The following is a 26,339-nucleotide window of genomic DNA, read 5'->3' as shown; positions in this document are numbered from 1 at the left end:
ATGATTGATGATACTATTTGTTACGCTCCACTACGGCGGTCTTTACCTTGCCAAAACCTTTTTTAACTACGTCGAAAACTTTTTCTCTAAAACTATGTTCTATATCGTTTTCTACCCCTTCTAACAATACTTCGGCATTTACGGTTTGTTTAGCTCGCTTTATACCTTGCTGCTGTATTTGAAGATCTTGATTTGCCTCTTCTAACAAATCTTCTAAATAAGCATCGGTAATTTGTTCTGACTCCTGAAATGACGCTTCTGAAACTATTGTATTACCTGAAGCTATACCATTAGCCTCTAAATTTTCAGCTGTTGTATTTTGAAGAACCTTTTTATCTTTAGCTATCTTATTTTGTGCTGGATTGGCTACCTCAATATGTTCTTTAGGCTTAGTCTCGGTGACTACCAAAGACCTATTTCCCTTAATATTCTCTACTGTATTAAGCTCCTCAACCTTCATTTTTGAAGTCGTTGGCATCTGCTCCACCTTTGGGTTTTCCACAGACTGAACATCGGTTACAATATGGTGAGTTGTATTTGATTTAAACATAAAAAAACTAACTAGAGCCACACCTACTACACTTGCCGCAATGCCCACATACATTAGCCACTTCTTATATTTTTTTTGAGTATCGTGTTTATCCAAACGCCCTTGAAGTTCGTGCCACCCATTTTGTGGAGTTGGCAGTTTACGAGCTTCCAATTGCTCACGCATACTATTTTCAAACTTATTTTGTACCATAATGTGTAGCGTTTAATTCTTCTAATTGCTGTTGTAACAATTGTCTTGCTTTAAATAACTGCGATTTAGATGTCCCTACAGAGATCTGTAATTCCGAAGCAATTTCATGATGCTTATAGCCTTCAATCGCATACATAACAAACACCGTTTTATAACCCTCTGGTAAACCATCTATCGCATTCTGAATGATTTCAACAGATAATTGCGAATCTGCAAGAACAGGTGATTCTTCACTTAAGGCATGCTCGGTTTCTGTAAAAACCATTTGCTTTTTTTGTCTTAAATACGAGATAGCCTCGCGGGTCATAATTTTACGAACCCAGCCTTCAAAACTTCCCTGATGTTGAAACGACTGTAACTGTGTAAACACTTTAAAAAAACCGTTATGCATAACCTCCTCTGCATGATGCATGTCGTTTATGTAATACCTGCAATGGCTTAACATTTTAGGTGCAAACATAGTATACAAGGCCTGCTGTGCATCTCGACTGTTTTTAAGTGCCTTTTTTATAAGGTACTCTTGGTTTTTATGTAATTGAATAACTTTCAACAGCGGTTTCATTTGGTCTTCTATTTATAAAGACGATAAAACTTGTAAAAAGGTTGCCTGAAGATTTTATTTTTTTCTGTCGATTACATAATTCACCATTAAAATAAGTGATTTTTTGTAATCGGATTCTGGATAAGGTGCTATTAATTTTAGCGCTTCTTGCTGAAACATTTCCATTTTTGTAATCGTATAGTCCAATCCTCCATTTGCTTTTACAAAAGCAATAACTTCCTTTACACGTTTGGCATCTTTATTATGGTTTTTTATAGAATTTATCAACCATTTATTGTCTTTTTCAGAAACTTTATTAAGCACATGTATTAACGGAAGCGTCATTTTTTGTTCTTTAATATCTATGCCTGTAGGTTTTCCTATTTTTTCTTGTCCGTAATCGAACAAATCGTCCTTTATTTGAAATGCCATACCAATAAGCTCACCAAACTTACGCATGGTTTCTACATGATGCGAATCGGGTTTAACAGAGGCGGCGCCCAAACTACAACAAGCAGCGATTAATGTGGCTGTTTTTTGCCTGATAATCTCGTAGTATACATCCTCTGTAATATCCAATCGTCTGGCTTTTTCTATTTGAAGCAATTCGCCCTCGCTCATTTCGCGTACGGCAACCGAAATGATTTTTAGTAAATCGAAATCTCCATTATCTATAGACAATAATAAACCTTTAGAGAGTAGATAATCGCCTACTAAAACCGCAATTTTATTTTTCCACAAAGCATTTACCGAGAAAAACCCACGTCGGCGGTTACTATCGTCTACCACATCGTCGTGGACCAAAGTGGCGGTATGGATCAATTCGATAACCGATGCCCCTCTGTAAGTACGCTCGCTAACCTCGCCATTAGCCACCATTTTAGAGACTAAAAACACAAACATAGGCCGCATTTGCTTCCCTTTTCTATTAACGATATAATGGGTAATTCTATTAAGTAAGGCTACTTTAGAAGACATCGAGAGTAAAAACTTTTGTTCGAAAAGTTCCATCTCGTAAGCAATAGGCTGCTTTATTTGCTCTACTATTTTCAAAAAAGAATCTTAGGGATTAATTAGCTATACAAACCTAATAAAAAAGTAAGTGAAATACTATTTTAAATTTTTGAAAACCGAGTAGCTGTAGTTGTATCAACAACAGTTGTTATCAACTCTTCAGGAATTATACAACAATTGGTTATGATAAACATCTGTTACCACTTATATTTGCCGAAATTAAATAGAGAATTATGAGAAATTTTACATTTTTATTCATTTTCGCCTGTTCGTTTTTGCAGGCGCAAAGTGTGATTTTTGAGGAAGATTTTGAATCGACCACGTCGTATTCACCTCCTGTTGGCTGGCAAAAAATCGATTTAAACAACGACAACACCTCTTGGTTTGTTTTAACAGAGAACTATTTTTCTCCAGCCATGACACATTTAAACGGAAGATATGAAACTTCATTTTCTTGGGCAGCAAATACTGGTGGTATTACTCCAGATAATCTTTTAGTTACTTCTAAAATTACAATCCCTGAAAACGCTAAGGATGTAACTTTAAATTTTAATGCAGGAACAGGTTATGACTCTGCTAGAGTTAAAGAGCATTATGCCGTATACGCTTCAACTTCAAGCGATGCAGAATCTATTATTGCTACAACACCTATTCTTGAGGAGACATTACAAGTTATGGGTAACCATGCACGTTCTGTAGACCTTTCGGATTATGCAGGTAAAGACATTTATGTTGCATTTAGACATTACAATTGTAACGATCAATGGATTTTAGCTATAGACGACATTGTTGTGCAATCATCGAACGCCTTATCTGTACAAGACGTAAACCTTGAAAACATTACACACTATTACGATATAACTTCTGAAAGCTTAGTTTTAGCTTCTACAGAAGTGTCGTTTTCATCGGTAAGCATTTTTAATATTCTAGGGCAGGAAGTGTTACAGACGCAACTTTCTAAAAGTGAAGAACACATTCGTTTAAATACGCTAAACAAAGGTGTTTATTTAGCAAAAATAATGACTACTAGCGGACAAACAAAAACTATTAAGTTCGTAAAACATTAATTAGGTAGACCTTTACCAAACAAAGAAGGCTGTTTAAAAAAGTTGATTTTTTTCGTCAATCTGAATTTATTTAACTTCGTTGAATCTTCGATTTCAGATTCTCATAATTATTGAATTTCAATATGATGAGATTCTGTGTCAAGCACAGAATGACGCCCTTTTTAACTTTTTAAACAGCCTTCTTTTTTAACTCTTATTAGCCAACTGCCCGCAAGCCGCATCAATATCTTTACCTCGCGATCGGCGTATAGTAACAGTTATATTATTAGCTTCCAAAACCTTGACATACATATCGATTGCCTCGGAATTGGCTTGTTGAAATTCTCCATCGTCTATCGGATTATATTCGATAAGATTAACTTTACTAGGAGCAAATTTACAGAACTGCACTAAAGCATCAACGTCTTTTCGCTTATCGTTTATGCCTTTCCAAACCACATACTCGTAGGTAATCCTACTTTTCGTTTTACTGTACCAATATTCTAAAGCACTTCGCAAATCGGCTAACGGAAATGTAGCATTAAACGGCATGATGGACGTTCTAACCTCATCGATTGCCGAATGCAACGAAACGGCGAGTTTAAACTTTACTTCATCATCGGCCATCTTCCGAATCATTTTTGGCACCCCGGAAGTTGAAACCGTAATACGTCTGGGAGACATTCCCAAACCTTCATCATCGGTAATTTTATCGATAGCTTTAAGTACATTATTATAATTCATAAGTGGTTCGCCCATGCCCATAAATACAATATTACTTAGCGGACGGTCGTGATATAATCTACTTTCGTTATCGATAGCAACTACCTGATCGTAAATCTCGTCTGGATTTAAATTTCGCATGCGCTTTAATCGTGCTGTAGCACAAAAACGACAATCTAAACTACAGCCTACTTGGCTAGATACACAAGCGGTTGTTCTGGATTTTGTTGGAATTAAAACCGACTCCACTACCAAACCGTCATGCAATTGCACAGCGTTTTTTACCGTACCATCGCTACTGCGCTGCATGGTATCGACTTTTATATGATTAATGACAAAATGATTTTCTAACATTTCGCGTGTTGCCTTAGAGACATTCGTCATATCTTCAAAACTGTGCGCACCTTTTCCCCATAACCATTCGTACACCTGATTACCGCGAAATGCCTTATCGCCTTGAGCCACGAAAAACTCACGAAGTTGCTCTTTGGTTAATGCCCGAATATCCTTTTTCTTATCTGCCATAACACTGCAAAAGTAATGAAATTGAATTTAGGTTTGTGTTTATTATATAACCTTAAACCTATTAGAAATTATAAAAAAAGCCTTGACTTAACAAGGCTTTGAAATATTTTAAACGCTAGAAGATTAAAGAATTAACATCGCGTCTCCGTAGCTATAAAACTTGTAATTTTCTTTAACAGCTTCTTCGTAAGCACGCTTAATAAAATCGTGACCTGCAAAGGCTGAAACCATCATTAATAAAGTCGATTTTGGAGTATGGAAATTAGTAATCATACAGTTTGCAATACTAAAGTCGTAAGGCGGGAAAATAAATTTATTGGTCCAGCCATTAAACTCGTTTAAAGTACCTTGAGACGATACCGAACTTTCAATTGCACGCATACACGTAGTACCAACTGCACATACACGACGCTTATTTTTAATTCCGGTATTAATAGTATTTACTGCTTTTTCGTCTATAATTACCTCTTCGCTATCCATTTTATGCTTAGAAAGGTCTTCAACCTCAACTGGGTTAAAGGTTCCTAAGCCCACGTGAAGCGTTACATCTGCAAAATTGATTCCTTTAATTTCCAAACGCTTTAATAAGTGCTTAGAAAAGTGTAACCCCGCAGTTGGAGCAGCAACAGCACCTTCGTTCTTCGCAAAAATGGTTTGGTAACGCTCTTCGTCTTCTGGCTCTACAGCTCTTTTAATGTATTTAGGAAGCGGTGTTTCGCCTAATATCTTTAATTTATTTCTGAATTCCTTATAAGAACCATCGTATAAGAAACGTAAGGTACGCCCTCTGGAAGTTGTGTTATCTATAACTTCGGCTACCAAGGTATCGTCGTCTCCAAAATACAATTTGTTTCCAATTCTTATTTTACGAGCAGGATCTACCAAAACATCCCAAAGACGTTGTTCTTCGTTTAATTCTCGTAATAAAAACACTTCAATACGTGCCCCTGTTTTTTCTTTATTACCAAATAAACGTGCTGGGAACACTTTGGTATTATTAAGAATCATGACATCGTCTTCGTTAAAATAGTCGATAAGGTCTTTAAACTGTTTGTGTTCTATAGTTTGATTTTTTCTATCTAAAACCATTAAACGCGCCTCATCTCTGTTTTCTGACGGGTATTCTGCCAATAATTCTTCAGGTAGTTTAAAATTAAAGTGTGATAATTTCATGTTATGATATTTTAATTTTTAAAATATTGCACGTTAAAACAAGCAATATATTTTTAAGCAAGGTGCAAATATACAACCTCGCAATAGCGGTTGTCAAGTAAATGAATGATTATTATTAAATTAATTTAGAAATTCTACTTTTAATTTTTAATACGATTCCATTTCAAAACCTATTTTTTCGAGATCGTTCCAAAACTCAGGATACGATTTAGACACGACTTCGGCATCATTAACATACATTGGCACACGCAAGGCTAAAGGTGCAAAAGCCATTGCCATGCGGTGGTCGTTATAAGTATCTATGGCAATATTTTCAAAAATATCTGTAGCAGGTTCTAATCGTAATGTTTTATCGGTAACATGTACTTTACCTCCTAACTTTTCTATTTCGGTTTTAAGCGCCTCTAAACGATCGGTTTCCTTAATTTTTAAGGTATGTAAACCCGATAAGTTGCAGGCAATTTTTAAACCAAAACAAGTTACGGCAATAGTTTGTGCAATATCTGGTGCATTAACCAAATCTAAAGTGATATTAGTCTCTTTAGAAATTTCTTTCACTTTTTTTAGTGTAATGGCATTATTGCTAAAGGTTGTTTCTACTCCAAAAGCCTTATAAATTTCTGCTAAAACAGAATCGCCTTGCAACGAATTTGCCTTATATGCCGATAAAGTGATAGATGTACCAACCGCACTTAAAGCCACAATACTAAAGTAATACGACGCCGACGACCAATCGCTTTCTACAGTTAAGGCATTCGCCAAAACGGATGTGGTTTTAGGCGATATGGTTATGGTTTGCCCTTCAAAATGAGCATCTATTCCTAACTGGTGTAATAAATTGAGTGTCATTTTAATATACGGAACCGAAGTAATTTCGCCTACCAAAGTCAATTTTAAACCATTTTTTAAGGTAGAACCTATTAACATTAAAGCCGAAATGTACTGACTACTAACATTGGCTTGAAGACTAACAGCCGACTCGGTAATGGCTTTCCCCGAAATTTTTATTGGTGGGTAACCTTCATTCTCCACGTAAGTTATTTCTGCCCCTAAACTACGCAAGGCATCTACTAGAATTTTTATAGGACGCTCTTTCATACGTTTTGAACCGGTTAGTGTTACCGATTTACCTGACTTACTAGAAAAATAAGCCGTTAAAAAACGCATGGTTGTGCCAGCATGATGGATATCTACAAGCGCTTCCTCCGATTTTAAGGCCTGTTGCATTACCTGAGTGTCATCTGAATTTGAAAGATTCTCCAAAGTAATTTCTGGAAATAAAGCCTGTAAAATTAATAATCTATTCGATTCACTTTTAGAGCCTGTTATGGTTATTTGTAGCGGCTGTGGTAAAACTTTAGAGTGTTTTAAACTGATGTTCATGCTAGATTATTTTAATTTTTCGTTATTATGATGCCTGTCGTGATCGCGCTTGGTTTTCTTATCCATTTTCTTATCGAAAGCGTCTTGTAGGTTAATTCCTGTTTGATTAGCCAAACACAATACCACAAATACAACATCGGCTAATTCTTCGCCTAAATCTTTGTTTTTATCGCTTTCTTTTTCACTTTGTTCGCCATAACGTCTTGCAATTATGCGGGCTACTTCGCCGACTTCTTCTGTAAGTTGAGCCATATTGGTAAGCTCGTTAAAATAGCGTACACCGTGTTCTTTAATCCAAGTATCTACGGCTAGTTGAGCAGCTTCAAGTTTCATTTGTAATTGTATTAAAAAAAGCGCCAAACTCTTATAGCTTTTAAAGCGTGAAGACTTGACGACTTGTTTACTTTAGTATGTAAAATTACTATTTTATTTATAGCTAACCTTTAAAAAAACCGACTTATTCTGTTCCTGCCAAGCCATCTTTAACCAAGATTAACTTTTCGGTTTCTTTGTTAACCATCATTCCCACAAAATCCTTAAACTGCTTATAATCGTTGGCTAAGACAAAAGTGTTATTTATATCGAAATTGACTTTTAAAACTACACGACTACCATCTTGTACAGCCATATAAGTAAATTCGGCTTCTTCTCCATTAAATTTCACTTTAGAACTTTCTGGTAAGGCCTCGACTTTATAGCCTTCGGGTAAAATTAAAGAAATATTATAGCTATAATTGCTTGGGTACGTAAACTCCAGTGGGTAAACACGCTCTTCTTCTTTAAATTCATTTTCGGCAGATGCAAAAAACAACATTGGAGAGATGTATATTTTTTCGCCAATAATTTCGCCTGCGTTTTGTAATTTAAAACTATAAGAATATTGAAGACTTGGTGCGCTTAAAATATCTTCGTTTTTAACCTTATAATTTTCGATTTCTATTTCGCCTTTTCCTTCTTCTAAATCCTGCAAACGTTCGTCGGTACCCATAGCACTATATTCTGTTCTGAAACGCATTGCTGAAGTGTTTTTTAATTGCGCCCGCACTCGACCTTCGGCACTAAAATCGTCATTAAATTTTACTTGAAGGGCATAACTTTCCTCTACGCCTAAAGGATGCATTAAATCTATCCAAGCAGAGCTACCATGCTCTCTTACAATGCGACCTTGCCAATTAATGGCGCGTTTAGGCAAAATATTAGGCATGGCATAACGATCGGTAGCATCTAATAACACCAATTGGTTAGGCAACTCTACTGCTGCTATTACATAATTAAACCCGTTACGTGTAGGAAATAAAGGAATTCCATGACTTTTAGTACTAATTAGTACCGGATTGGCATTTAAGCCTGCGTAACGCAGCATGGCTGTTAACATTAAATTGATATCGCCTACATTCCCAGAGCCTTCTTTATACGCTTTACGCACTCCCTTTTCTGCATAATCGCCATAGTAATCGTTCCAAGCCACTTTCGATTTTACAAAATCGTAAATAAGCGCTATACGTTTTGTTTTATCTGGTGTATTGGCAATTAATGCATTGATATCGTTTTCAAAATACCCTGTTTTAGATAATTGTCCGCCAAAACTTTCATGATCGTAAATGGTTTTTGTAACACTTTCCCAATCGGTTGAGTAATTCTTAATTTGGTTGTCAGGGCCTTTATACATGGCATACTCCCAATTAATTACACAGCGGTAAACATCCATATTATCTATAAATGGCTCTTGTTTTAAAGCAGGAATATTCTCTAAATCTGCTTCGTAAACAGTTTCTGAAAAATCCCATTTCGAGGAACTAAAACTCGTGCTAGTATTTGTGTAATTATCAGTAGTATTTTGTCGATATTTACTCGATAAGTTCGGTACGATTGGCTCTGCTTTGCTTGATTTCTGGATTATATCTCGATTTAGGATTTACATATCGGTTAAAGTGAAAATATTCTGGAATACGCACCGAAAGATCCAGCTTTTTTACAGGAATATCGTATTGTAAAACAACATCGTCTATTGAAATATATGGTGATTGTTTTCGGTATTGAAATTCAACTACACAACCATCTGTAATGTTAGGCATGGTAAATTTTACTTGGTTCCAATATTTATTTGTGCGCTCTTTAAACACACTATTTTTATCTAACTTATCTTTTTCCACTTCACCATCTTTCAAGTAATAGGTGTAACCTTTTAAGTTATTCAATTCTTCGCCTTCTGTGTTTCCTGTATCGTAAAACGCAACACTTTCTGTGGCCCAATCTACACCCTCCTTATCATAAATTTTTATACGTTTTTGCACTTCTGTAACCACGACAAAACCTCTACCTGGTATAAATTGAAAAAATACATTTTCGCTAGCATATAAAATGGTGGCGTGCGCTTCAGGATCTGAAGGATTTGTAGTTTCTTGAAGTTCTGCTTCAGAAACTTTTCCAAATTTATAGTCTTGCGCATAAATAGTGCTGGCAATTAAAAAAATAAGTAGGTTAGTGAGTTTAATCATTGATTTTGAGATTTAATTAATAGTACATTTTTAGCATTATCGTATTTAGAAACAGCAACCCAAAAGTCTCTGTAGGCCTTATAATCTTCTTTGGGGTACAGACCTTTTTTAACAAACAGCTTGCGTTTGTAAACTAGATTTCCGTTTTCTAAATGATCTATTCTGGCAGAATACGTTCCAAACTTAGTCTCTAAAGTTACTGGCTGCTGTAGGGCTTCTACCTCTAAATTATCGTCTAGCTGAAACTCGTATTGGTCTTCATCTAAAAAACCACGATCTATTTTTAAAGGTCTAGTTCGCGAAGTATAACGTGGTGGGATATACGTTATTTTATTAAAAATATTGGGAACAAATAGTAAGCGATTGCCCGTTTTAGACGCATATGATGTTGCCGAAACAGTAACTTGTTCTGTAAATTCTACTAAATCTTTATTATTGGTATACTCAAAACGCTCAACTGTCAGCTCGTTTACATTATCCCACATGTTTTTATATCTCAATTTCTGATCTTTTTCGAGCTCTTCTTCTATACCTTTTGTGCCTCGATATTGCGTGCCATAAGATTTTATATTTACAGTAGCATTAAAGCTACCTGCTGCCTTTAACTGTATATTAGCCGAAGTTTTTAGTAAGTTTTGAGCCGCTTCGTAAGTTGTGGTATGTACAATTTTACCGCCTTCTGGGGTTATAATTAAGGCATCTCTATCGTCTGTGAAATTACCAATATACCCGAATGGGTTTTTCTGGCTCGTGCATTCTAACCATATATAGTCATCTCCATTAGGAATAGTCAATACCGCGTGATTACCTTCGGTAGAAGAAAATGTTTTATCGAAATTTCTAATATCTCTGTCACCATAAATAACCGCATAATATGATGGCACTCCAACAACATCCAATAACGCTTTGGTGTAGTTAGATAAGCCCTTGCAATCGCCATAACTTAAACGATCTACTTCTGATGCTTGCATGGGTTTCCATCCTCCAATTCCAATTTGTACACTTACATATCTGGTTTTTTCTTGAAGATAATTATAAACAATTTTCGCCTTTTCGATATTTGTAGTTGCGTTGGCTGTTAATGCTTTTATTTCGTTTTTCACACTCTCTGGAAGTTCTCTGGTGTTTACCAAAAGGCTTTCATGCATCCACTTACCAAAATCGGTCCAACTGGTATTAACTCCTTTTACCCCTTTCATATCAAAAGTTTGCAAAGCCGCTTTTACATAAGGAGCATAACTAAAAAACTCGGGGCTATAAGCTTCGGGTTTAATAGCCGTTAAGTTTTCTGCTACATAATGGAATTCGCCCTTCTTAGTAATATTATAATCTTCTAAATGCGACTCTTTAAGCGATAACGGAATATTGGTGTCGTTTATAATTTGGTACGACGATGATAGCACACTTGTGTAATGCCCTTCTAAAGGAGACCAACGCGGAATAAAAGCCGTCATTTTATGCTCGACTTCCGAAACAAACTCTATGGTATATGGATATTTTGCCGAGGCATAATCTAAGTATTTAATTCTATCATCATTATAAATTGAAATACCGTCTGCTCGTGCCACATCCTTAAAGTCTTTCTCTTTATAACGTTTTATTTTTTCGCCCAACGCGTTATATACAGTAGCTTCTAATACTTTTATTTTTGTAGTGCCATCGTACGACTCGTAAGTATATCCTTTATAATCGCCCGACTCGTTAAATATGGTTACGGTCCGATGCGTTTTTACAAGCATCCTGTTATAATCTAGAATATGAATTTGGACATCGTTATTCTTGACCAAAGCATTAGAATCTTGCTTTAAAATAGCGGTTGTAATCGTTGAAGCACTTAAATCTGTTTGGGCAAAAACAGATGTAGGAAGGCATAGCAAGGCCAAGCCTATAAAAATAGTTTTAAACATAATTAGGTTAAGTTAGCGCCTAAAACTATGTTAATTTATGTTAAAAACAAATAAAAAAAGTAATTATTCCTTGTTTTTGGTATCAATGATTATGGTTACAGGACCGTCGTTTAACAAGTCTACTTTCATATCGGCACCGAACTCTCCGGTTTCCACGGGCTTATTTAAATGCGTTTGCAACTGATTTACAAAACTTTGATACAACGGTACTGCCACATCGGGTTTTGCTGCTTTAATATAACTTGGCCTGTTTCCTTTTTTGGTAGCAGCATGTAATGTAAACTGACTTACAACTAGGGCTTCACCATCAATATCTACAAGCGAATTATTCATAACCCCTTCGTTATCGTTAAAAATACGCAAGTTTGCTATTTTATTGGACAGCCATTTCAGGTCTTCCTGTGAATCATCGTTTACGACACCCAATAAGATTAAAAGGCCCGATTGAATTTGAGCCACTTTTTGTTCGTTTATGGTTACACTAGCCTGCGTTACACGTTGAATTACAGCTTTCATTAAAATTCTCCTTTTTCTTTATCCCAATTATCGGTACGGTAATTTTCGTCTTCGCCTTCAATAATTTGCAAATAACTTCTGTATCGCGAAAAAGCGATCTCATCACGATCTAGAGCTTCTTTCACGGCACATTTAGGTTCTTCTATATGTAAACAGTTATTAAATTTACAATCTTGTTTTAAAGCAAAAAATTCTGGAAAATAATCGCCAACTTCCTCTTTTTCCATATCAACAACTCCAAAACCTTTTATACCAGGCGTATCTATAATCTGGGCTCCGAAATCTAAATCGAACATCTCTGCAAAGGTTGTCGTGTGCTGCCCTTGCATGTGCTGAACCGAAATAGCTTTAGTTTTTAAGTCTAAAGATGGCTCTATGGCATTTACCAATGTAGATTTACCCACACCAGAATGCCCTGCAAACATGCTAACCTTTCCGGCCATTAATGCTTTTACTTTGTCTACATTTTTACCTGTTTCGGCAGAAATACCAATACACTCATACCCTATTTTTCGATACACCGCCGCAAGATACTTTACCTCCAGAATTGTATCGTCATCGTAAGCATCAATCTTATTAAATAACAAAATGGTTTTTACCGAATAAGCTTCGGCTGTCACCAAAAACCGATCTATAAAACTGGTTAATGTGGGCGGATTATTTATGGTAATTAACAAAAATACTTGATCGACATTCGCAGCAATAACGTGAGTTTGCTTAGAGAGGTTTACAGATTTTCTAACAATATAATTTTTGCGGTCGTGAATGTGATGAATAACCCCTGTGGTAACATTATTTGAGGTTTCCAACTCGAAATCTACTATATCGCCTACAGCAATTGGGTTTGTACTTTTAATACCTTTAATTCTAAACTTCCCTTTTATTCGGCAGTCGTAAATAGCACCTAATTGCGTTTTTACGGTGTACCAGCTTCCTGTAGATTTATATACTGTTCCTGTCATTCAAAATTTTTAAATCCGAAGTACAAAGAAACGACTTTTCAAATTAACTATTTATGTATATTAGATTTAATAATTAAACCTGTTTTTATGAAAACCCTGCTAACAACCTTAACTTTAAGTCTTTTTACTTGTACTATGCTGGCTCAAGTAGAATACAAAATAATAACGTCTATCGAATCTATTGTTCCTAATGGATTAGGCCGATCGCGTTTAATATCATCGCAAGAAAATAGAAACTACAAAGATTTTACAACCGAACAAACCGAAGACGATAATTCTAGAAACAAATCCGACAGAAGTGAATTACGCGTTAAAGATTTTGAAGAAACCAAACTACTAAACTTCTACAATATAGGCGGCATACGTTTTCAAAACATAGCGGCCAACGATGTTTTAGTTAGCTCTAAAATTAACAGCATGACGGCAGAAGGTTGGGAACTTGCCTTTGTTACCAGCGCTGTTGAAAGCGACTCCGGAACAGAAGATGGCCAAGGCATTTTTATTACAAGATACATTTTTAAACGCGCCACTCCTTAAACTAAAGCAATACAAATAATAACAAAAGCCTGACTAAAAAGTAGTCTTATACGAATATAAAACACTTTAGTCAGGCTTTTGTAACTTTAAAATCAACTAAAATTATCCTTTAATAATTTTTTCTTGATGGTTTATAGATTCTTGATGGATGGCTTTAAACATCTTTAAAACAAACTCTTCGCTTAAGCCATGAGCTTCGCCTTCTAAAACCATTTTTCCTAAAATTTCGTTCCAGCGTTTACTCTGTAACACTTGTACGTTTTTTTGTTTTTTAAGTTCCCCAATACCATCTGCAGCTTTCATACGCTTACCTAACAACTCGATAATTTGGTTATCTACCACATCTATTTGCGCTCTTAAAAACTCTAACGATTTATTGTATTCTTCTTCAGAGTGGGTTTCTTTTCTAATTTTAAGATCTTTCATAATTTGCACAAGACTATCTGGTGTTACTTGTTGTGCAGCATCGCTCCAAGCATTTTCAGGGTCGAAATGCGTTTCAATCATCAATCCATCAAAATTTAAATCTAAGGCCATTTGCGATACATCAAAAATCATATCACGTTTTCCCGTAATGTGCGACGGGTCGTTAATTAATGGAATATCTGGAAATTTATTTTGGAATTCGATAGCCAACTGCCACTCTGGATTGTTGCGGTACTTTGTTTTCTCGTAAGTCGAGAATCCACGATGAATGGCTCCTATATTTTTAACACCTGCACTGTAAATACGCTCTATACCACCTAACCATAGGGCTAAATCTGGATTTACTGGGTTTTTAATTAATACAGGCTTATCTGTTCCTTCTAATGCATCGGCGATTTCTTGCATAATAAAAGGACTTACAGTAGATCGTGCACCAATCCACAACATATCTATATCGTGCTCTAAAGCCAATTTTACATGAGTTGCGTTGGCTACTTCTGTACACACTTTCATTCCTGTTTCGGCTTTCACTTTCTGCAACCATTTTAATCCTAAAGCACCAACACCTTCAAACATTCCTGGTCGTGTTCTTGGTTTCCAGATACCAGCTCTAAAATAACTTACATCGGTATCTTTTAACTGATGTGCAATTTTTAATACTTGCTCTTCGGTCTCTGCGCTACAAGGCCCTGCAATTACCAAAGGGTGGTCTAATTGCAAATTGTCTAGCCAAGTTCTCATCTCTTTCGTGTTTTCCATAATGTTACTGTTTAAGCAATTCCTTTTAAAATATCTTTTATGCGATTTGTATTTTTCATCTCATCAAAAATAGCTTCAAAGTCATCTGATTCTAATAAATTTTTAAATTGATTAAGGTTGTTAATATATTCATTTAATGTCTCTACAACATTGGTTTTATTTTGTTTAAAAATAGGGGTCCACATTTCTGGCGAACTTTTTGCCAAGCGCACTGTTGATGCAAATCCACTACCTGCCATATCAAAAATATCACGCTCGTTACGTTCTTTTTCGATTACGGTTTTCCCCAACATAAACGAACTGATATGCGACAAATGCGACACATACGCAATGTGTTTATCGTGCGACTCCGGATTCATATATCGAATGCGCATGCCTAAATCTGAAAACAGACTTAATGCGCGCTCCTGAAGCTTAAATGCCGTTTTTTCTACATCGCAAATAATATTTGTTTTCTGTTTAAACAAGTCGTTAATGGCAGCTTGCGGACCAGAAAACTCGGTTCCTGCAATAGGATGAGCCGCCAAATAATTTCTCCGATTGGGATGATGTTCAACAGCCTTACAAATATCTTGTTTGGTAGAACCTACATCTATTACCAACGTGTCGTCTGCTATAAGATCTAATATTTCTGGAAGCAACTTCACTGAAGCATCTACAGGAATTGAAAGAATAACAACATCGGCATCGGCTACGACTGCTAGGTCACCTGTTTCATCAATCAAACCAGAATTTAACGCGGCAGTTATATGCGCTTCATTAGCATCTACTCCTATAATTTTAATCTCTGGACGTAGTTTTTTCAGGTCTTTAACCATACTCCCACCTATTAAACCAATGCCAATAACTACTACATTTTTCATAGATTTTTATTTTGCATTAAATGTAATACGTTTTATAGCCTCTTCTAGATTTTGTTCGGAAGCACAAAGCGAAAACCGAATGTATCCAGCACCTTGGCTCCCAAAAATTATCCCTGGCGTAATAAAAATGGAATTATTATATAAAATCTCGTCTATAAATGTTTCGGCATTAACGCCTTCTGGCAATTTAGACCACACAAATAAACCTGATGCATTTTTATCGTAAGTACATCCTAGGGCATCGGCCAATTCCCAAACCAGTTCACGACGTTTTTGGTACACATTATTTAGGCTAGTAAACCACATTTTTGTACTTTTTAAAGCTTCAACAGCCCCCATTTGAATGCCATAAAACATACCGGAATCCATATTGCTTTTCACCTTTAAAATCGCATTTATATGCTTGGCGCTTCCTAAAACCATACCTACACGCCAACCCGCCATATTAAAGGTTTTACTTAGCGAATTTAGTTCTACACAAACCTCTTTTGCGCCGGTAACACTTAAAATACTTTGCGGATGCTCGTTTAAAACAAAACTATAAGGGTTGTCGTTTACAACTAAAATATTATTACGTTTTGCGAAAGCCACTAAATCTTCATACAGTTTTTTTGAAGCATTTGCTCCGGTTGGCATGTGCGGATAATTTACCCACATTAGTTTCACTTTACTTAAATCGGTTTGCTGTAAGGCTTCTAAATCTGGCAACCAAGCATTATTTTCATCTAGATTATAAGTTACAGCCTTAGCTTCAACCAATTTGGTTACCGATGCATAGGTTGGATATCCTGGATTAGGAATCAACACCTCGTCTCCCGGATTTAGAAACGCCATAGAAATATGTAAAATACCTTCTTTACTCCCCATTAAAGGCAGTATTTCGGATGCCGGATCTGCATCCACACCAAACTGCGATTTATAAAAACCAGCCATGGCTTCGCGCAATTCTGGCAAACCTTGATAACTCTGATACTGATGCGCTGTAGGGTTTAAAAAACTATTGGTTATTGCATCGACCACACGTTGTGGTGGCTGCAAATCTGGGCTACCTATTCCTAAATTTATAATAGGTTTCCCGCTTGCTTTTAAAGCATTTACTTCTCTTAACTTTTTAGAAAAGTAGTATTCTTCTACAGTTTGTAACCGGTTTGCTACAGTTATCATAATTTTGCGTTTTTATATTCGCCCAAAACTTTAAATTCTTGTGCCATTATTTTTAAAATAGACTTTGCTTTTTCAAAATTTTTATATTTCAAAAAGGTTACATCTACAAAAAAGGCGTATTTCCAAGGTGTTTCGATTTTGGGTAACGACTGTATTTTTGTTAAACTCATTCTGCAATCGCTCAATACATTTAAAACACTGGCCAGACTACCACGTTTATGTTCTAACTCAAAACGCAACGACGCTTTGTTAATTTCACTTTCGTCTAATACCGAGTTTTGAGTTTTTACTATTACAAATCGTGTTTCGTTTTCTTTAATAGTTTGTATGCCTTCTGCTAAAATTTCCAAATTAAAAATGTCGGCAGCTGTTTTACTTGCAATTGCGGCTATTCCTTTTAAATTGTTTTTGTTAATACGCTCTGCAGTTTCGGCAGTATCTTTATCTTCAATAAGTTTTATAGTTGGATATTTTTTTAAAAACTCTTTACACTGTAATAAAGCCATTGGGTGTGAGTGCACCTCGGTAATATCTGCTATAGTTTGTCCTGGCAAAGCCATTAAATTATGTTGAATATCTAGATAATGCTCACCTATTATATGCAGGTTATTTTTATCTATCAAAGCATAATTAGGAATAATAGAGCCTGCAATAGAATTCTCGATGGCCATGATAGCCACGTCGCTCTGCCCTGTTATTAGATGATCTACCAACTTGTCGAACGACAAACATTCGTCTATCTCTACGTGCTCATCAAAATAATGTTTGGCAACAATATGATGAAACGAACCTTTAACGCCCTGAATGGAAACTCTTTTAATCATATAAACAAAAAAAGTCCCGATTTTCATCGAGACTTCATATTAAAATTTATGTTATAAATTACACATATAAGGTCTCGCTCTTTTAGCTAAAAAAGAAATAAAACCAGTTAAAATATGTGAAATTTGTGTTTTGCATATCTTGCATTTTGTTGGCATAAAAGTAATTAATAATTTCACATTTCAAAATGAATATTTTATTTTTTTTCAAACTTTCATAAAGTTTTAAAGATTTTAACGTATTTAAGCTTTTCAATTGGATATTGTTTATTTTTGACCAAATTTTTTTAAAATGTCTATAAAGGTAGAATCGCTAACCAAAACTTATGGTTCTCAACACGCGTTACAACACGTTTCTTTCTCAATAGGAAAGCCTGAAATCGTTGGTTTTTTAGGGCCTAACGGCGCTGGAAAATCGACTATGATGAAGATCTTAACCACGTATTTAAGTGCAACAAACGGCCATGCCGAAGTTAATGGATACGATGTTAATACCAACAAACAGCAGGTCCAAAAAAGTGTTGGTTATTTACCTGAACATAACCCGCTGTATTTAGACATGTTTGTAAAAGAATATTTAGCTTTTAACGCCAATATTTACAAAGTAAGCAAGTCTCGCATTCAAGAGGTTATAGACTTAACAGGATTAAGTCCCGAAGCCCATAAAAAAATTGGTCAGTTATCTAAAGGGTATCGCCAACGTGTTGGTTTGGCCAATGCACTACTTCACGATCCAGATGTTTTAATTTTAGATGAACCAACAACAGGTTTAGACCCTAATCAATTAGTTTCTATTAGAGAACTGATTAAAACCATAGGCAAAACCAAAACCGTGTTTTTATCTACACACATCATGCAAGAGGTCGAAGCGATGTGCGATCGTGTTATTATAATAAATAAAGGTGAAATTGTTACCGACAAAAAACTAAAAGACTTACACGAAGGTAAAGACCAGATTGTAGTTGTTGAATTTGATTATAGGGTTGAAGATGCTTTTCTTTTACGCTTACCACATGTTAAGTCGGTTAAAAACACTTACGATTTTGTTTACGAAATCACTTTTAATACCGAAAAAGACATGCGACCAGCTGTTTTTGATTTCGCTCACGACAACGCCTTAAAAATTCTACAACTCAATCAAAAAAATGAAAGTTTAGAAGAATTGTTTAGAAATTTAACACAAGACTAATTTATAAAAATTAGCTCTCCTTTATAAAGCGCTTTCAGGTTAACCGTTTCTGGTCTATTTACAGACAACACATTACCTGTGCCTAATATTTCGCCGGTTAGCGACAGTAATGGATTTACAATCATATCGTTTGTACCTCTATGGTAAATATCAATATGCTGGGCATGTAATTGCTCGCCTTCAAATCTACCTGCACCGGCATAAAATCCGATATTTAAATTTTGGACAACACCCGACAAATAGAATACTGCAATATTATTAGACACAATTTGTAAATCGGTTACCGATACATTAAGTCGAAAATCACCTACATTAAAACTCTCATCAGCATTGAAATCTTCCGAAATCAAAATTAACTTCCCTAGCCTTAAAGTCCCCTCCGAAACCACGTCGAACTGCGACGAATGTCTAATCTGATAAATGTTTGGAGTTGTAACTATTATTTTAGTAGGCTTGTAATCGCGCACCAAATTACAAATATTATTATCGGTTAAAACCAGTTCTCCGTTCTCAACATTAACCGAAACGTCATTCATTAAATTCTCCCCTGCCTCAACAACCACCGAAACTATGCTATCTTGTTTTATGGTAAGTTGAATGTTTTGATTTACCAGAATTTTATCAAAAGTCTTTTCTACAGTTATCGTTTTAGACAATGTTTTTCCCGCTGTCTGAAAACAATCGTTCGCATCCTCGCTATTACAAGCAAAAGCAACACAAATAAGGCATAGTAATAAGATCTTTTTCATTCTTTTAATCTTTAGTTGATCTGAAATAGTATCAATATCAAACGAATTTCAGAAACAATTTTCTTTGCATACAAGGCATTTTTTCGACTAAAAAACAATTCGTGTATTCGTGGCAAGCTTACCATTTATTTTATATACGTATTCCCACTCCAAACTCTACACACTCTGCTTTCGCGCCATGCGACTTTAAAGTTATGGCTCCAAACCATTTCTCGCCAAAATAGCGTTTAAGACCGATTCGTAAATAGGTACGTCCTTCAAAATCGAACGGATAATATACGTAATACCCAAACTGAGTTTCTACAGACATTTTATTAATAAACAATTCGTGGCCAGCAAAAAGACCTACGCGCTTATAATCGGTGTCGGGATCAACCCTTTCTTCAGGAAATGCCACAGCTTTAAAAGCAATTAATTCCTTTAAAAAATTCGAAAAAAAGATATCCGTTCCAAATTGCACAGCACTTTTTCTAGACAAGCGTTTATCGGCATAAGCAGAAACTACATAAAACGGAAATTGCCCCATTCCAATAAGATCGCTTTCGTTTAAACCACTTCTAAACGCAAAATTAAACTTTATGGGTTCTGTTACTTTTTCTTGGTCTTTATAAATATACTCGGGATCGGCTTCATCTAAATTATAAGTTAGTCCCACGTTTAGCAACAACGAGTTAATGCTCGCATTCGGCGCCTTAACATTGGCATTGGAATAATGAATAACCGAAGCTCCTGCCTGCAACCCGAATCTACCAAAAATACGCTCTCGCTTATAGTTCAACATAAAATAAGTGCTACTAAGCAAGGTCGTTCCAAAGGCAGTGTTTTTGTAATTTGTATACTTATCGTAAGGATTTGTATTGTAAGCCAGCCCCTGCCCTACGCGAAATAATAAACGTCGCTTAAAAAAGTAAAAATTGTAATGGGCATACAGCGCAAAGTTATTCCCTAAGGTTTCATTTTTTAAATCTTGATAAGAGAATGAAACCCCATAATCGGGGTAATTATACCCTTGTTGCCAATCTTGCTCCCCAAACGTTTTCTTGTTCCAACCAATAATAACACCTTCTGGATGGCCCTGAATTAAATGCAGAATATTTTTGTTATGAAGCGCAATATTTCCTCCAAAATAATTAACATCGAAAAAGGAAGCACTTGTATTTTCTTGAGACCTTAAAACCGAACTTAAGGCAATACAAAATAGAAGAATAAATTTTTGCTTCATAAACCAATTTATGAAGCAAAAATAAGAGAATTATTAGAATAGCGCCGATGCTATGGCTTTAATATTGTCGCTTTTTCCCATAGAATAATAATGTAAAAACGGCACACCTGCATCTCGCAATTCCTTAGACTGCTGAATAGCAAACTCTATGCCTACTTGCCTTACCGATTTACTATCTTTACACCCCTCTACAGCATCAATTAAATCTTCTGGTAAATCAATTTTAAAAACCTGAGGTAAAATCTGTAAATGACGTTTAACAGCTATGGGTTTAATACCTGGAATTATTGGCACTGTAATTCCAATAGCTCTGGCCTTTTCTACAAAATCGAAATATTTTTGATTATCGAAAAACATCTGCGTCACTACATAATCGGCACCCGCATCCACCTTAGCTTTTAAGCGTTTTAAATCCGTATTTAAGGAAGGGGCTTCCATGTGCTTTTCTGGGTAACCCGCAACACCCACACAAAAATCGTAATTGTGCTCTACCTGAATATCGTCGTGCAAATATTTACCGTTGTTTAAATTCGAAATTTGTTCTACTAGTTCGCTAGCATACTTGTTACCGCCTTCGGTTGGTGTAAAATACGGCTCGTCTTTTCTAGCATCGCCGCGTAAGGCAACCACATTATCAATGCCTAAATAATGACAATCGACTAACACGTATTCGGTTTCTTCTTTAGTAAAACCACCACATAATAAATGCGGAATCGCATCTACTTTGTACTTATGCATAATAGAGGCACAAATGCCTACAGTACCAGGTCGCATACGTGTAATTCGCTTATCCAGAAGGCCATTACCTTTATCGACATACACGTACTCTTCTCTAGAGGTGGTGACATCTATAAACGGTGGATTAAACTCCATTAACGGATCGATATTATTATACAAATCCTGAATATTTTTCCCCTTCTGCGGCGGAATTACCTCAAACGAAAACATTGTTTTTCCGTTTGCATTTTTTATATGGTCTGTTACTTTCATTAGTTCTGTAATGGTATGTTACAAGAAATAAGCCGCCATTAAAGCAGATGCTGCTAGCATAAAAAGCTGTAAAAAAAATTTAATTTCTGTACTTAATCGTTTCATTTTACTTTTTATGCAAACTTCTTATTTCTTTAAAATTTTATTATTAGAGGAATTAAAACAAATTGTTAATTTTTCCTTCTATTATTTTGGCGTTACCCAAGGGTCGCGCTTTCTGTTATATCTTTTTTTCGTGCCTCAAAAAAGGATGCCACGGCAATCGCTAACGCAAGTTTACAAGCAAACTCTTCACGTAGTCGTAATTCTGCTCGTATTCCCAGTATATCCACCTTCCATCTAAATAATCGGTTAAAATATACGTTTCGCTAAGCGATTTTATTCGGGATAGTGCAATCACTTTTTCCGAAAAACCTGCTACTTCTACAGATTCCAAAACCTCTTTATTTTCAGAATCGTATCCATGCGAAATAACATGGCTACCAAGATTTAATGTTATAAAACTCATATTTAATCTGCGATATTAGGATGTAGCCACTTTAAAGCCTTGGCTTTATCGATGCCTTTTCTGTTAGCGTAATCTGTTACTTGGTCGTCGGTGATTTTTCCTAAACCAAAATATTTCGATTCTGGATTTCCAAAATAATACCCCGAAACCGCAGCTGCTGGCCACATGGCTAAACTTTCGGTAAGCTTTACACCTATTATTTTTTCGACATCTAAAAGCTCCCATATCGTTTCTTTTTCAAGATGATCTGGACACGCTGGATAACCTGGCGCCGGACGAATCCCTTTGTAACTTTCCTTAATTAAATCGTCGTTAGTTAAATCTTCGTTTGCTGCGTAGCCCCAATGTTTGGTTCGTACTTGCTTATGTAAATACTCAGCAAAGGCTTCGGCAAATCGGTCGGCTATGGCCTGCGCCATAATACCATTATAATCGTCGCCTTTGGCACGATAACTATCGGCCAATTCCTGAGCGCCGAAAATCCCAACGCAAAACGCCCCGATATAATCGGTTTTACCGCTGTCCACTGGTGCAATAAAATCGGCCAACGCATGATTCGGAACACCTTCGCGCTTACTTAACTGCTGACGTAAGGTTCTAAATACCGCTACTTCTTTTCCTTTCTTCTTCACCGAAATATCGTCGTCGTTAATCGTGTTGGCTTCAAACAATCCAAAAACAGCTTTCGGCTTCAACAGCTGTTTGGCGATAATTTCTTCAATCATCTCCTGCGCTTCCTTATACATAATAGATGCCTGCTCGCCAACAACTTCATCGGTTAAAATATCCGGAAATTTCCCGTGTAAATCCCAGCTTCTAAAAAACGGACTCCAATCGATATAAGGCACCAATTCTTTTAAACTTAATTGCTTTAACATCTGAACACCTAATTCTTTAGGCTTTACAATGTCTGCTGTTTCCCAATCGATTTTATATTTACGTTTACGTGCTTCATCAATCGAAATATACGATTTTTGCTTGCCGCGTTTTAAAAACTTCTCACGAAATTCGTCGTAATCTTTTTTAAGTTTAGCTACGTATGCGTTCGATGTTTTCTTATTCAACAAATCGCCCACAACAGTCACCGCACGCGAAGCATCGTTAACATGTACCACAGCATTTTTATACTGCGGATCGATTTTCACAGCCGTATGCGCTTTCGATGTGGTCGCGCCACCAATCAATAAGGGCACATTAAAATTTTCGCGCTGCATTTCCTTAGCCAAATACACCATTTCGTCAAGCGATGGCGTAATCAATCCGGAAAGTCCAATTGCATCCACACGCTCTTTTATGGCGGTTTCTATAATTTTTTCTGGCGGCACCATCACGCCCAAATCGACGATTTCGTAGTTGTTACAAGCCAGTACCACACTTACAATATTTTTACCAATATCGTGAACATCACCCTTTACGGTTGCCATTAACACCTTACCAACAGGCTCTGATTCATCTGATTTTTCAGCTTCGATAAACGGATTTAAATAGGCCACGGCTTTCTTCATCACACGCGCCGATTTCACCACCTGAGGCAAGAACATTTTTCCAGCACCGAATAAATCTCCAACCACATTCATACCAATCATTAAATGCCCCTCAATCACATCAATTGGCTTTTCAGATTCTAATCTGGCAGCTTCAACATCTTCAATAATAAAAGCATCAATGCCTTTTACCAAAGCATGGGTAATACGATCTTGCACCGGGTTTTCACGCCACGATAAATCGACTGTTTTTTCGGCTTTTGTGCCTTTTACAGTTTCGGCAAAATCGAGTAAGCGTTCGGTAGCATCATCCCGACGGTCTAAAATAACGTCTTCAACATGTTCTAATAAATCCTTTGGAATATCGTCGTAAACCTCCAACATGGTCGGGTTTACGATGCCCATATTCATTCCCGCCTGAATGGCATGATATAAAAATACCGAGTGCATGGCTTCGCGAACGGTATCGTTTCCTCTAAATGAGAACGATACGTTACTCACACCACCACTCACACTTACATTCTCCAGGTTTTCACGTACCCAACGTGTGGCTTCAATAAAATCGATAGCGTTTTTACGGTGTTCGTCCATTCCGGTTGCTACCGGAAAGATGTTTAAATCGAAAATAATATCTTCGGACGGAAAACCTACTTTATCAACCAAAACGCGATACGAACGTTCTGCAATTTCAATTCTCCGTTCATAATTATCGGCCTGACCAACCTCATCGAACGCCATTACGATAACTGCTGCGCCGTAGCGTTTAATTTGTTTGGCTTCCCAAATGAATTTTTCTTCACCTTCTTTTAAAGAAATAGAGTTCACCACACATTTTCCTTGCACCACCTGTAAACCAGCTTCGATAATTTCCCACTTGGAACTATCGATCATCATCGGCACACGCGAAATATCGGGCTCGGCAGCGATTAAATTCAGAAAACGCACCATCGATTCTTTGCCATCAATCAATCCGTCGTCCATATTAATGTCTACAATCTGTGCACCACCATCTACTTGATGACGGGCAATATCGAGCGCTTCATCAAATTTTTCTTCTTTAATTAATCGAAGAAATTTTCGTGAACCCGCTACGTTTGTGCGCTCACCAACGTTTATAAAGTTACTGTTCTCGTTTAAAACCAATGGCTCTAAACCAGACAGTTTCATGTATCTAGTTTGGTTGATAGTTGCTCGTTGTTTGTTGTTTGTCTCACTCATAACTAATGTTTCTTGTAATAGTTAATAAATCCGTTGAGTAACTTTTTACAAGTTTCTATTTGAGATAATATCGTATTTAATTTTTCTTTCTCTATAAAATTCAGATCATTGATTGTATTCTTACGTCTTCTCAGACCCTTCAGGTTTTAAAAACCTAAAGGGTCTTTACCTACGACTAACAACTAACTGCTCGCCTTGGCTCGTACTTCGCTGCTATATCCGCAATCACTTTAATATGCTCTGGTGTGGTTCCGCAGCAGCCTCCAATGATATTGATTAAATTTTTCTTGAGATATTCCTCAATTTGCTCACCCATTTCCTCTGGAGTTTCATCGTATTCTCCAAAAGCATTTGGCAATCCAGCATTAGGATGTGCCGAAATAGCGAAATCTGTTTTATTGGCAATTGCTTCTAAATGAGGCTGCAATAAATTTGCCCCTAAAGCACAGTTAAAGCCAATCGACAATAACGGAATATGCGATACCGAAATTAAAAAAGCTTCGGCTGTTTGCCCTGAAAGTGTTCTACCTGAAGCGTCGGTAATCGTACCGCTTAACATGATTGGCACATCAATATTCCGTTCATCCTTTACTTCTTCGATCGCAAATAAAGCCGCTTTGGCATTTAAAGTATCGAATACCGTTTCTACCAACAATAAATCGGCACCACCATCTAATAAGGCTTCTACTTGTTGTTTGTATGCGATACGTAATTCATCAAACGTTACGGCTCGATACCCCGGATCGTTTACATCGGGAGACATGCTTGCCGTACGGTTTGTTGGTCCTATAGACCCTGCAACAAAACGCGGTTTGTGTGGTTCCTTTGCTGTGAATTCGTCGGCAACTTCCTTGGCTATTTTAGCCGATTCGTAATTCAGTTCATACACCAAATCTTCCATTTGGTAATCGGCCATAGCAATGGTTGTTCCCGAAAAGGTATTGGTTTCCACGATATCGGCACCAGCTTCAAAATATTTGGCGTGCACCTCTTTTATAGCTTGGGGCTGGGTTATGGACAATAAGTCGTTATTGCCTTGTAATGGGATTGGAAAATCTTTAAATCGTTCACCTCGAAAATCTGCTTCGGTGAATTTATAACGCTGCAACATGGTACCCATAGCACCATCGAGTACTAAAATGCGTTCCTGCAAAGCTTGTTGTATGTTAGACATGTTTGATGTTTATTATCAATATGTCATCAGGAAAGAAAGGAAATATTTCTTGGGTTATCTGCCCCTTTGAATATGGTTTTCATAGAGTAGAATGTAGCACCTTCTTTAAATGTGGTAAAGGGTTGCTAAGGCTTCACCGGGTCTATTCCCTCTGCCTTTCGTGATAACGAAATCAATATGATTATGAACTAAGATGCAAATTAAA

At 36.5% G+C, this 26,339-nt stretch carries 25 protein-coding genes and 1 riboswitch; of the genes, 3 read left to right on the top strand and 22 right to left on the bottom strand.

Features of this window, described 5'->3' with window-relative positions; translation table 11 throughout:
* Positions 1-13: 13 nt before the first annotated feature.
* The 3 genes from ACR9EA_RS02340 to ACR9EA_RS02330 are packed head-to-tail and all read right to left on the bottom strand — an operon-like array spanning position 14 to position 2,336.
* Positions 14-742, bottom strand: a complete 729-nt coding sequence (locus tag ACR9EA_RS02340; protein ID WP_435136970.1) for a hypothetical protein — start codon at positions 740-742, stop codon at positions 14-16.
* Complete coding sequence (locus ACR9EA_RS02335) at positions 729-1,304, bottom strand: RNA polymerase sigma factor (RefSeq protein ID WP_435136967.1); 576 nt, start codon at positions 1,302-1,304, stop codon at positions 729-731. The genes ACR9EA_RS02340 and ACR9EA_RS02335 overlap by 14 nt, the downstream gene beginning before the upstream one ends.
* A 54-nt stretch (positions 1,305-1,358) precedes the next feature.
* On the bottom strand, positions 1,359-2,336 hold the full coding sequence (locus ACR9EA_RS02330) for a polyprenyl synthetase family protein (protein ID WP_435136965.1): 978 nt from the start codon (positions 2,334-2,336) through the stop codon (positions 1,359-1,361).
* Between the two features lie 194 nt (positions 2,337-2,530).
* On the opposite strand from ACR9EA_RS02330, the gene ACR9EA_RS02325 reads away from it, so the two are divergent.
* Positions 2,531-3,364, top strand: coding sequence for a choice-of-anchor J domain-containing protein (locus ACR9EA_RS02325; RefSeq protein ID WP_435136962.1), 834 nt, complete (start codon positions 2,531-2,533; stop codon positions 3,362-3,364).
* Positions 3,365-3,550: 186 nt separating this feature from the next.
* On the opposite strand, the gene rlmN is transcribed toward ACR9EA_RS02325, so the two are convergent.
* The 9 genes from rlmN to rsgA form a co-directional block, all read right to left on the bottom strand.
* The gene (gene rlmN, locus ACR9EA_RS02320; protein ID WP_435136959.1) at positions 3,551-4,591 is read right to left on the bottom strand and encodes a 23S rRNA (adenine(2503)-C(2))-methyltransferase RlmN; all 1,041 of its coding nucleotides are present in this window, start codon (positions 4,589-4,591) and stop codon (positions 3,551-3,553) included.
* Positions 4,592-4,714: 123 nt separating this feature from the next.
* The gene (gene queA, locus ACR9EA_RS02315; RefSeq protein ID WP_435136956.1) at positions 4,715-5,764 is read right to left on the bottom strand and encodes a tRNA preQ1(34) S-adenosylmethionine ribosyltransferase-isomerase QueA; all 1,050 of its coding nucleotides are present in this window, start codon (positions 5,762-5,764) and stop codon (positions 4,715-4,717) included.
* Between the two features lie 147 nt (positions 5,765-5,911).
* A complete protein-coding gene (locus ACR9EA_RS02310) occupies positions 5,912-7,147 on the bottom strand; it encodes a 3-phosphoshikimate 1-carboxyvinyltransferase (protein ID WP_435136953.1) in 1,236 nt (411 codons plus the stop codon).
* A gap of 6 nt (positions 7,148-7,153) precedes the next feature.
* Positions 7,154-7,480 (bottom strand): nucleotide pyrophosphohydrolase, encoded by a 327-nt coding sequence (locus tag ACR9EA_RS02305; RefSeq protein ID WP_435136950.1) that lies wholly within the window; start codon positions 7,478-7,480, stop codon positions 7,154-7,156.
* A 124-nt stretch (positions 7,481-7,604) separates the two neighbouring features.
* Entirely contained in the window at positions 7,605-8,855 is a 1,251-nt protein-coding gene (locus ACR9EA_RS02300; RefSeq protein ID WP_435136947.1) for a transglutaminase domain-containing protein, read from the bottom strand.
* Positions 8,856-8,994: 139 nt separating this feature from the next.
* Positions 8,995-9,645, bottom strand: a complete 651-nt coding sequence (locus tag ACR9EA_RS02295; RefSeq protein ID WP_435136944.1) for a DUF3857 domain-containing protein — start codon at positions 9,643-9,645, stop codon at positions 8,995-8,997.
* The gene (locus ACR9EA_RS02290; protein ID WP_435136941.1) at positions 9,642-11,552 is read right to left on the bottom strand and encodes a DUF3857 domain-containing protein; all 1,911 of its coding nucleotides are present in this window, start codon (positions 11,550-11,552) and stop codon (positions 9,642-9,644) included. The genes ACR9EA_RS02295 and ACR9EA_RS02290 overlap by 4 nt, the downstream gene beginning before the upstream one ends.
* 63 nt (positions 11,553-11,615) lie before the next feature.
* Positions 11,616-12,068, bottom strand: a complete 453-nt coding sequence (gene dtd, locus ACR9EA_RS02285; RefSeq protein ID WP_435136938.1) for a D-aminoacyl-tRNA deacylase — start codon at positions 12,066-12,068, stop codon at positions 11,616-11,618.
* Entirely contained in the window at positions 12,068-13,030 is a 963-nt protein-coding gene (rsgA, locus tag ACR9EA_RS02280) for a ribosome small subunit-dependent GTPase A (RefSeq protein WP_435136935.1), read from the bottom strand. Before rsgA ends, dtd begins: the two co-directional genes overlap by 1 nt.
* Before the next feature lie 87 nt (positions 13,031-13,117).
* Between rsgA and ACR9EA_RS02275 the strand changes: the two genes are divergently transcribed.
* Positions 13,118-13,567, top strand: coding sequence for a hypothetical protein (locus ACR9EA_RS02275; RefSeq protein ID WP_435136932.1), 450 nt, complete (start codon positions 13,118-13,120; stop codon positions 13,565-13,567).
* 102 nt (positions 13,568-13,669) lie between these two features.
* On the opposite strand, the gene ACR9EA_RS02270 is transcribed toward ACR9EA_RS02275, so the two are convergent.
* Genes ACR9EA_RS02270 through ACR9EA_RS02255 form a run of 4 tightly spaced genes read right to left on the bottom strand, consistent with a single transcriptional unit; the run spans position 13,670 to position 17,603 of the window.
* Positions 13,670-14,752, bottom strand: coding sequence for a chorismate mutase (locus tag ACR9EA_RS02270; protein ID WP_435136929.1), 1,083 nt, complete (start codon positions 14,750-14,752; stop codon positions 13,670-13,672).
* An 11-nt stretch (positions 14,753-14,763) separates the two neighbouring features.
* Positions 14,764-15,615: a prephenate dehydrogenase gene (locus ACR9EA_RS02265; protein ID WP_435136926.1), complete on the bottom strand. Its 852-nt coding sequence runs from the start codon at positions 15,613-15,615 to the stop codon at positions 14,764-14,766.
* Between the two features lie 6 nt (positions 15,616-15,621).
* Positions 15,622-16,779, bottom strand: a complete 1,158-nt coding sequence (locus ACR9EA_RS02260; RefSeq protein ID WP_435136923.1) for a pyridoxal phosphate-dependent aminotransferase — start codon at positions 16,777-16,779, stop codon at positions 15,622-15,624.
* Complete coding sequence (locus tag ACR9EA_RS02255) at positions 16,776-17,603, bottom strand: prephenate dehydratase (protein WP_435139800.1); 828 nt, start codon at positions 17,601-17,603, stop codon at positions 16,776-16,778. The genes ACR9EA_RS02260 and ACR9EA_RS02255 overlap by 4 nt, the downstream gene beginning before the upstream one ends.
* Positions 17,604-17,892: 289 nt before the next feature.
* Here ACR9EA_RS02255 and gldA point away from each other — a divergent pair, with 289 nt between their 5' ends.
* Complete coding sequence (gldA, locus tag ACR9EA_RS02250; protein WP_435136920.1) at positions 17,893-18,789, top strand: gliding motility-associated ABC transporter ATP-binding subunit GldA; 897 nt, start codon at positions 17,893-17,895, stop codon at positions 18,787-18,789.
* Here the strand turns inward: gldA and ACR9EA_RS02245 are convergent.
* The 6 genes from ACR9EA_RS02245 to ACR9EA_RS02220 form a co-directional block, all read right to left on the bottom strand.
* On the bottom strand, positions 18,786-19,538 hold the full coding sequence (locus tag ACR9EA_RS02245; protein WP_435136917.1) for a head GIN domain-containing protein: 753 nt from the start codon (positions 19,536-19,538) through the stop codon (positions 18,786-18,788). The two genes, gldA and ACR9EA_RS02245, sit on opposite strands and share 4 nt — an antisense overlap.
* Before the next feature lie 130 nt (positions 19,539-19,668).
* Positions 19,669-20,760: an acyloxyacyl hydrolase gene (locus tag ACR9EA_RS02240; protein WP_435136914.1), complete on the bottom strand. Its 1,092-nt coding sequence runs from the start codon at positions 20,758-20,760 to the stop codon at positions 19,669-19,671.
* A gap of 33 nt (positions 20,761-20,793) precedes the next feature.
* A complete protein-coding gene (gene metF / locus ACR9EA_RS02235; RefSeq protein WP_435136912.1) occupies positions 20,794-21,750 on the bottom strand; it encodes a methylenetetrahydrofolate reductase [NAD(P)H] in 957 nt (318 codons plus the stop codon).
* Between the two features lie 265 nt (positions 21,751-22,015).
* Positions 22,016-22,258 carry a hypothetical protein gene (locus ACR9EA_RS02230; RefSeq protein WP_435136909.1) on the bottom strand — a complete coding sequence of 81 codons (243 nt, stop codon included), beginning with the start codon at positions 22,256-22,258 and terminating at the stop codon, positions 22,016-22,018.
* Between the two features lie 2 nt (positions 22,259-22,260).
* Positions 22,261-24,960, bottom strand: a complete 2,700-nt coding sequence (metH, locus tag ACR9EA_RS02225) for a methionine synthase (RefSeq protein WP_435136906.1) — start codon at positions 24,958-24,960, stop codon at positions 22,261-22,263.
* A gap of 175 nt (positions 24,961-25,135) precedes the next feature.
* Positions 25,136-26,134, bottom strand: a complete 999-nt coding sequence (locus ACR9EA_RS02220; protein ID WP_435136903.1) for a homocysteine S-methyltransferase family protein — start codon at positions 26,132-26,134, stop codon at positions 25,136-25,138.
* 51 nt (positions 26,135-26,185) lie between these two features.
* A riboswitch (SAM riboswitch) is annotated at positions 26,186-26,304 on the bottom strand.
* Between the last annotated feature and the right edge of the window lie 35 nt (positions 26,305-26,339).

Source organism: Formosa sp. A9 (assembly GCF_051200825.1).
Classification (GTDB): domain Bacteria; phylum Bacteroidota; class Bacteroidia; order Flavobacteriales; family Flavobacteriaceae; genus Formosa.
Note: the sequence above shows the minus strand (reverse complement) of the source record. Positions and strands in the feature narration are given on the sequence as shown.

Excerpts from the sequence above, each read along its gene's own strand:
- ACR9EA_RS02340 (WP_435136970.1), bottom strand. The coding sequence starts at position 742 with ATGGTACAAAATAAGTTTGAAAATAGTATGCGTGAGCAATTGGAAGCT.
- ACR9EA_RS02335 (WP_435136967.1), bottom strand. The coding sequence starts at position 1,304 with ATGAAACCGCTGTTGAAAGTTATTCAATTACATAAAAACCAAGAGTAC.
- ACR9EA_RS02325 (WP_435136962.1), top strand. The coding sequence starts at position 2,531 with ATGAGAAATTTTACATTTTTATTCATTTTCGCCTGTTCGTTTTTGCAG.
- rlmN (WP_435136959.1), bottom strand. The coding sequence starts at position 4,591 with ATGGCAGATAAGAAAAAGGATATTCGGGCATTAACCAAAGAGCAACTT.
- queA (WP_435136956.1), bottom strand. The coding sequence starts at position 5,764 with ATGAAATTATCACACTTTAATTTTAAACTACCTGAAGAATTATTGGCA.
- ACR9EA_RS02310 (WP_435136953.1), bottom strand. The coding sequence starts at position 7,147 with ATGAACATCAGTTTAAAACACTCTAAAGTTTTACCACAGCCGCTACAA.
- ACR9EA_RS02305 (WP_435136950.1), bottom strand. The coding sequence starts at position 7,480 with ATGAAACTTGAAGCTGCTCAACTAGCCGTAGATACTTGGATTAAAGAA.
- ACR9EA_RS02300 (WP_435136947.1), bottom strand. The coding sequence starts at position 8,855 with ATGGATGTTTACCGCTGTGTAATTAATTGGGAGTATGCCATGTATAAA.
- ACR9EA_RS02295 (WP_435136944.1), bottom strand. The coding sequence starts at position 9,645 with ATGATTAAACTCACTAACCTACTTATTTTTTTAATTGCCAGCACTATT.
- ACR9EA_RS02290 (WP_435136941.1), bottom strand. The coding sequence starts at position 11,552 with ATGTTTAAAACTATTTTTATAGGCTTGGCCTTGCTATGCCTTCCTACA.
- dtd (WP_435136938.1), bottom strand. The coding sequence starts at position 12,068 with ATGAAAGCTGTAATTCAACGTGTAACGCAGGCTAGTGTAACCATAAAC.
- rsgA (WP_435136935.1), bottom strand. The coding sequence starts at position 13,030 with ATGACAGGAACAGTATATAAATCTACAGGAAGCTGGTACACCGTAAAA.
- ACR9EA_RS02275 (WP_435136932.1), top strand. The coding sequence starts at position 13,118 with ATGAAAACCCTGCTAACAACCTTAACTTTAAGTCTTTTTACTTGTACT.
- ACR9EA_RS02270 (WP_435136929.1), bottom strand. The coding sequence starts at position 14,752 with ATGGAAAACACGAAAGAGATGAGAACTTGGCTAGACAATTTGCAATTA.
- ACR9EA_RS02265 (WP_435136926.1), bottom strand. The coding sequence starts at position 15,615 with ATGAAAAATGTAGTAGTTATTGGCATTGGTTTAATAGGTGGGAGTATG.
- ACR9EA_RS02260 (WP_435136923.1), bottom strand. The coding sequence starts at position 16,779 with ATGATAACTGTAGCAAACCGGTTACAAACTGTAGAAGAATACTACTTT.
- ACR9EA_RS02255 (WP_435139800.1), bottom strand. The coding sequence starts at position 17,603 with ATGATTAAAAGAGTTTCCATTCAGGGCGTTAAAGGTTCGTTTCATCAT.
- gldA (WP_435136920.1), top strand. The coding sequence starts at position 17,893 with ATGTCTATAAAGGTAGAATCGCTAACCAAAACTTATGGTTCTCAACAC.
- ACR9EA_RS02245 (WP_435136917.1), bottom strand. The coding sequence starts at position 19,538 with ATGAAAAAGATCTTATTACTATGCCTTATTTGTGTTGCTTTTGCTTGT.
- ACR9EA_RS02240 (WP_435136914.1), bottom strand. The coding sequence starts at position 20,760 with ATGAAGCAAAAATTTATTCTTCTATTTTGTATTGCCTTAAGTTCGGTT.
- metF (WP_435136912.1), bottom strand. The coding sequence starts at position 21,750 with ATGAAAGTAACAGACCATATAAAAAATGCAAACGGAAAAACAATGTTT.
- ACR9EA_RS02230 (WP_435136909.1), bottom strand. The coding sequence starts at position 22,258 with ATGAGTTTTATAACATTAAATCTTGGTAGCCATGTTATTTCGCATGGA.
- metH (WP_435136906.1), bottom strand. The coding sequence starts at position 24,960 with ATGAGTGAGACAAACAACAAACAACGAGCAACTATCAACCAAACTAGA.
- ACR9EA_RS02220 (WP_435136903.1), bottom strand. The coding sequence starts at position 26,134 with ATGTCTAACATACAACAAGCTTTGCAGGAACGCATTTTAGTACTCGAT.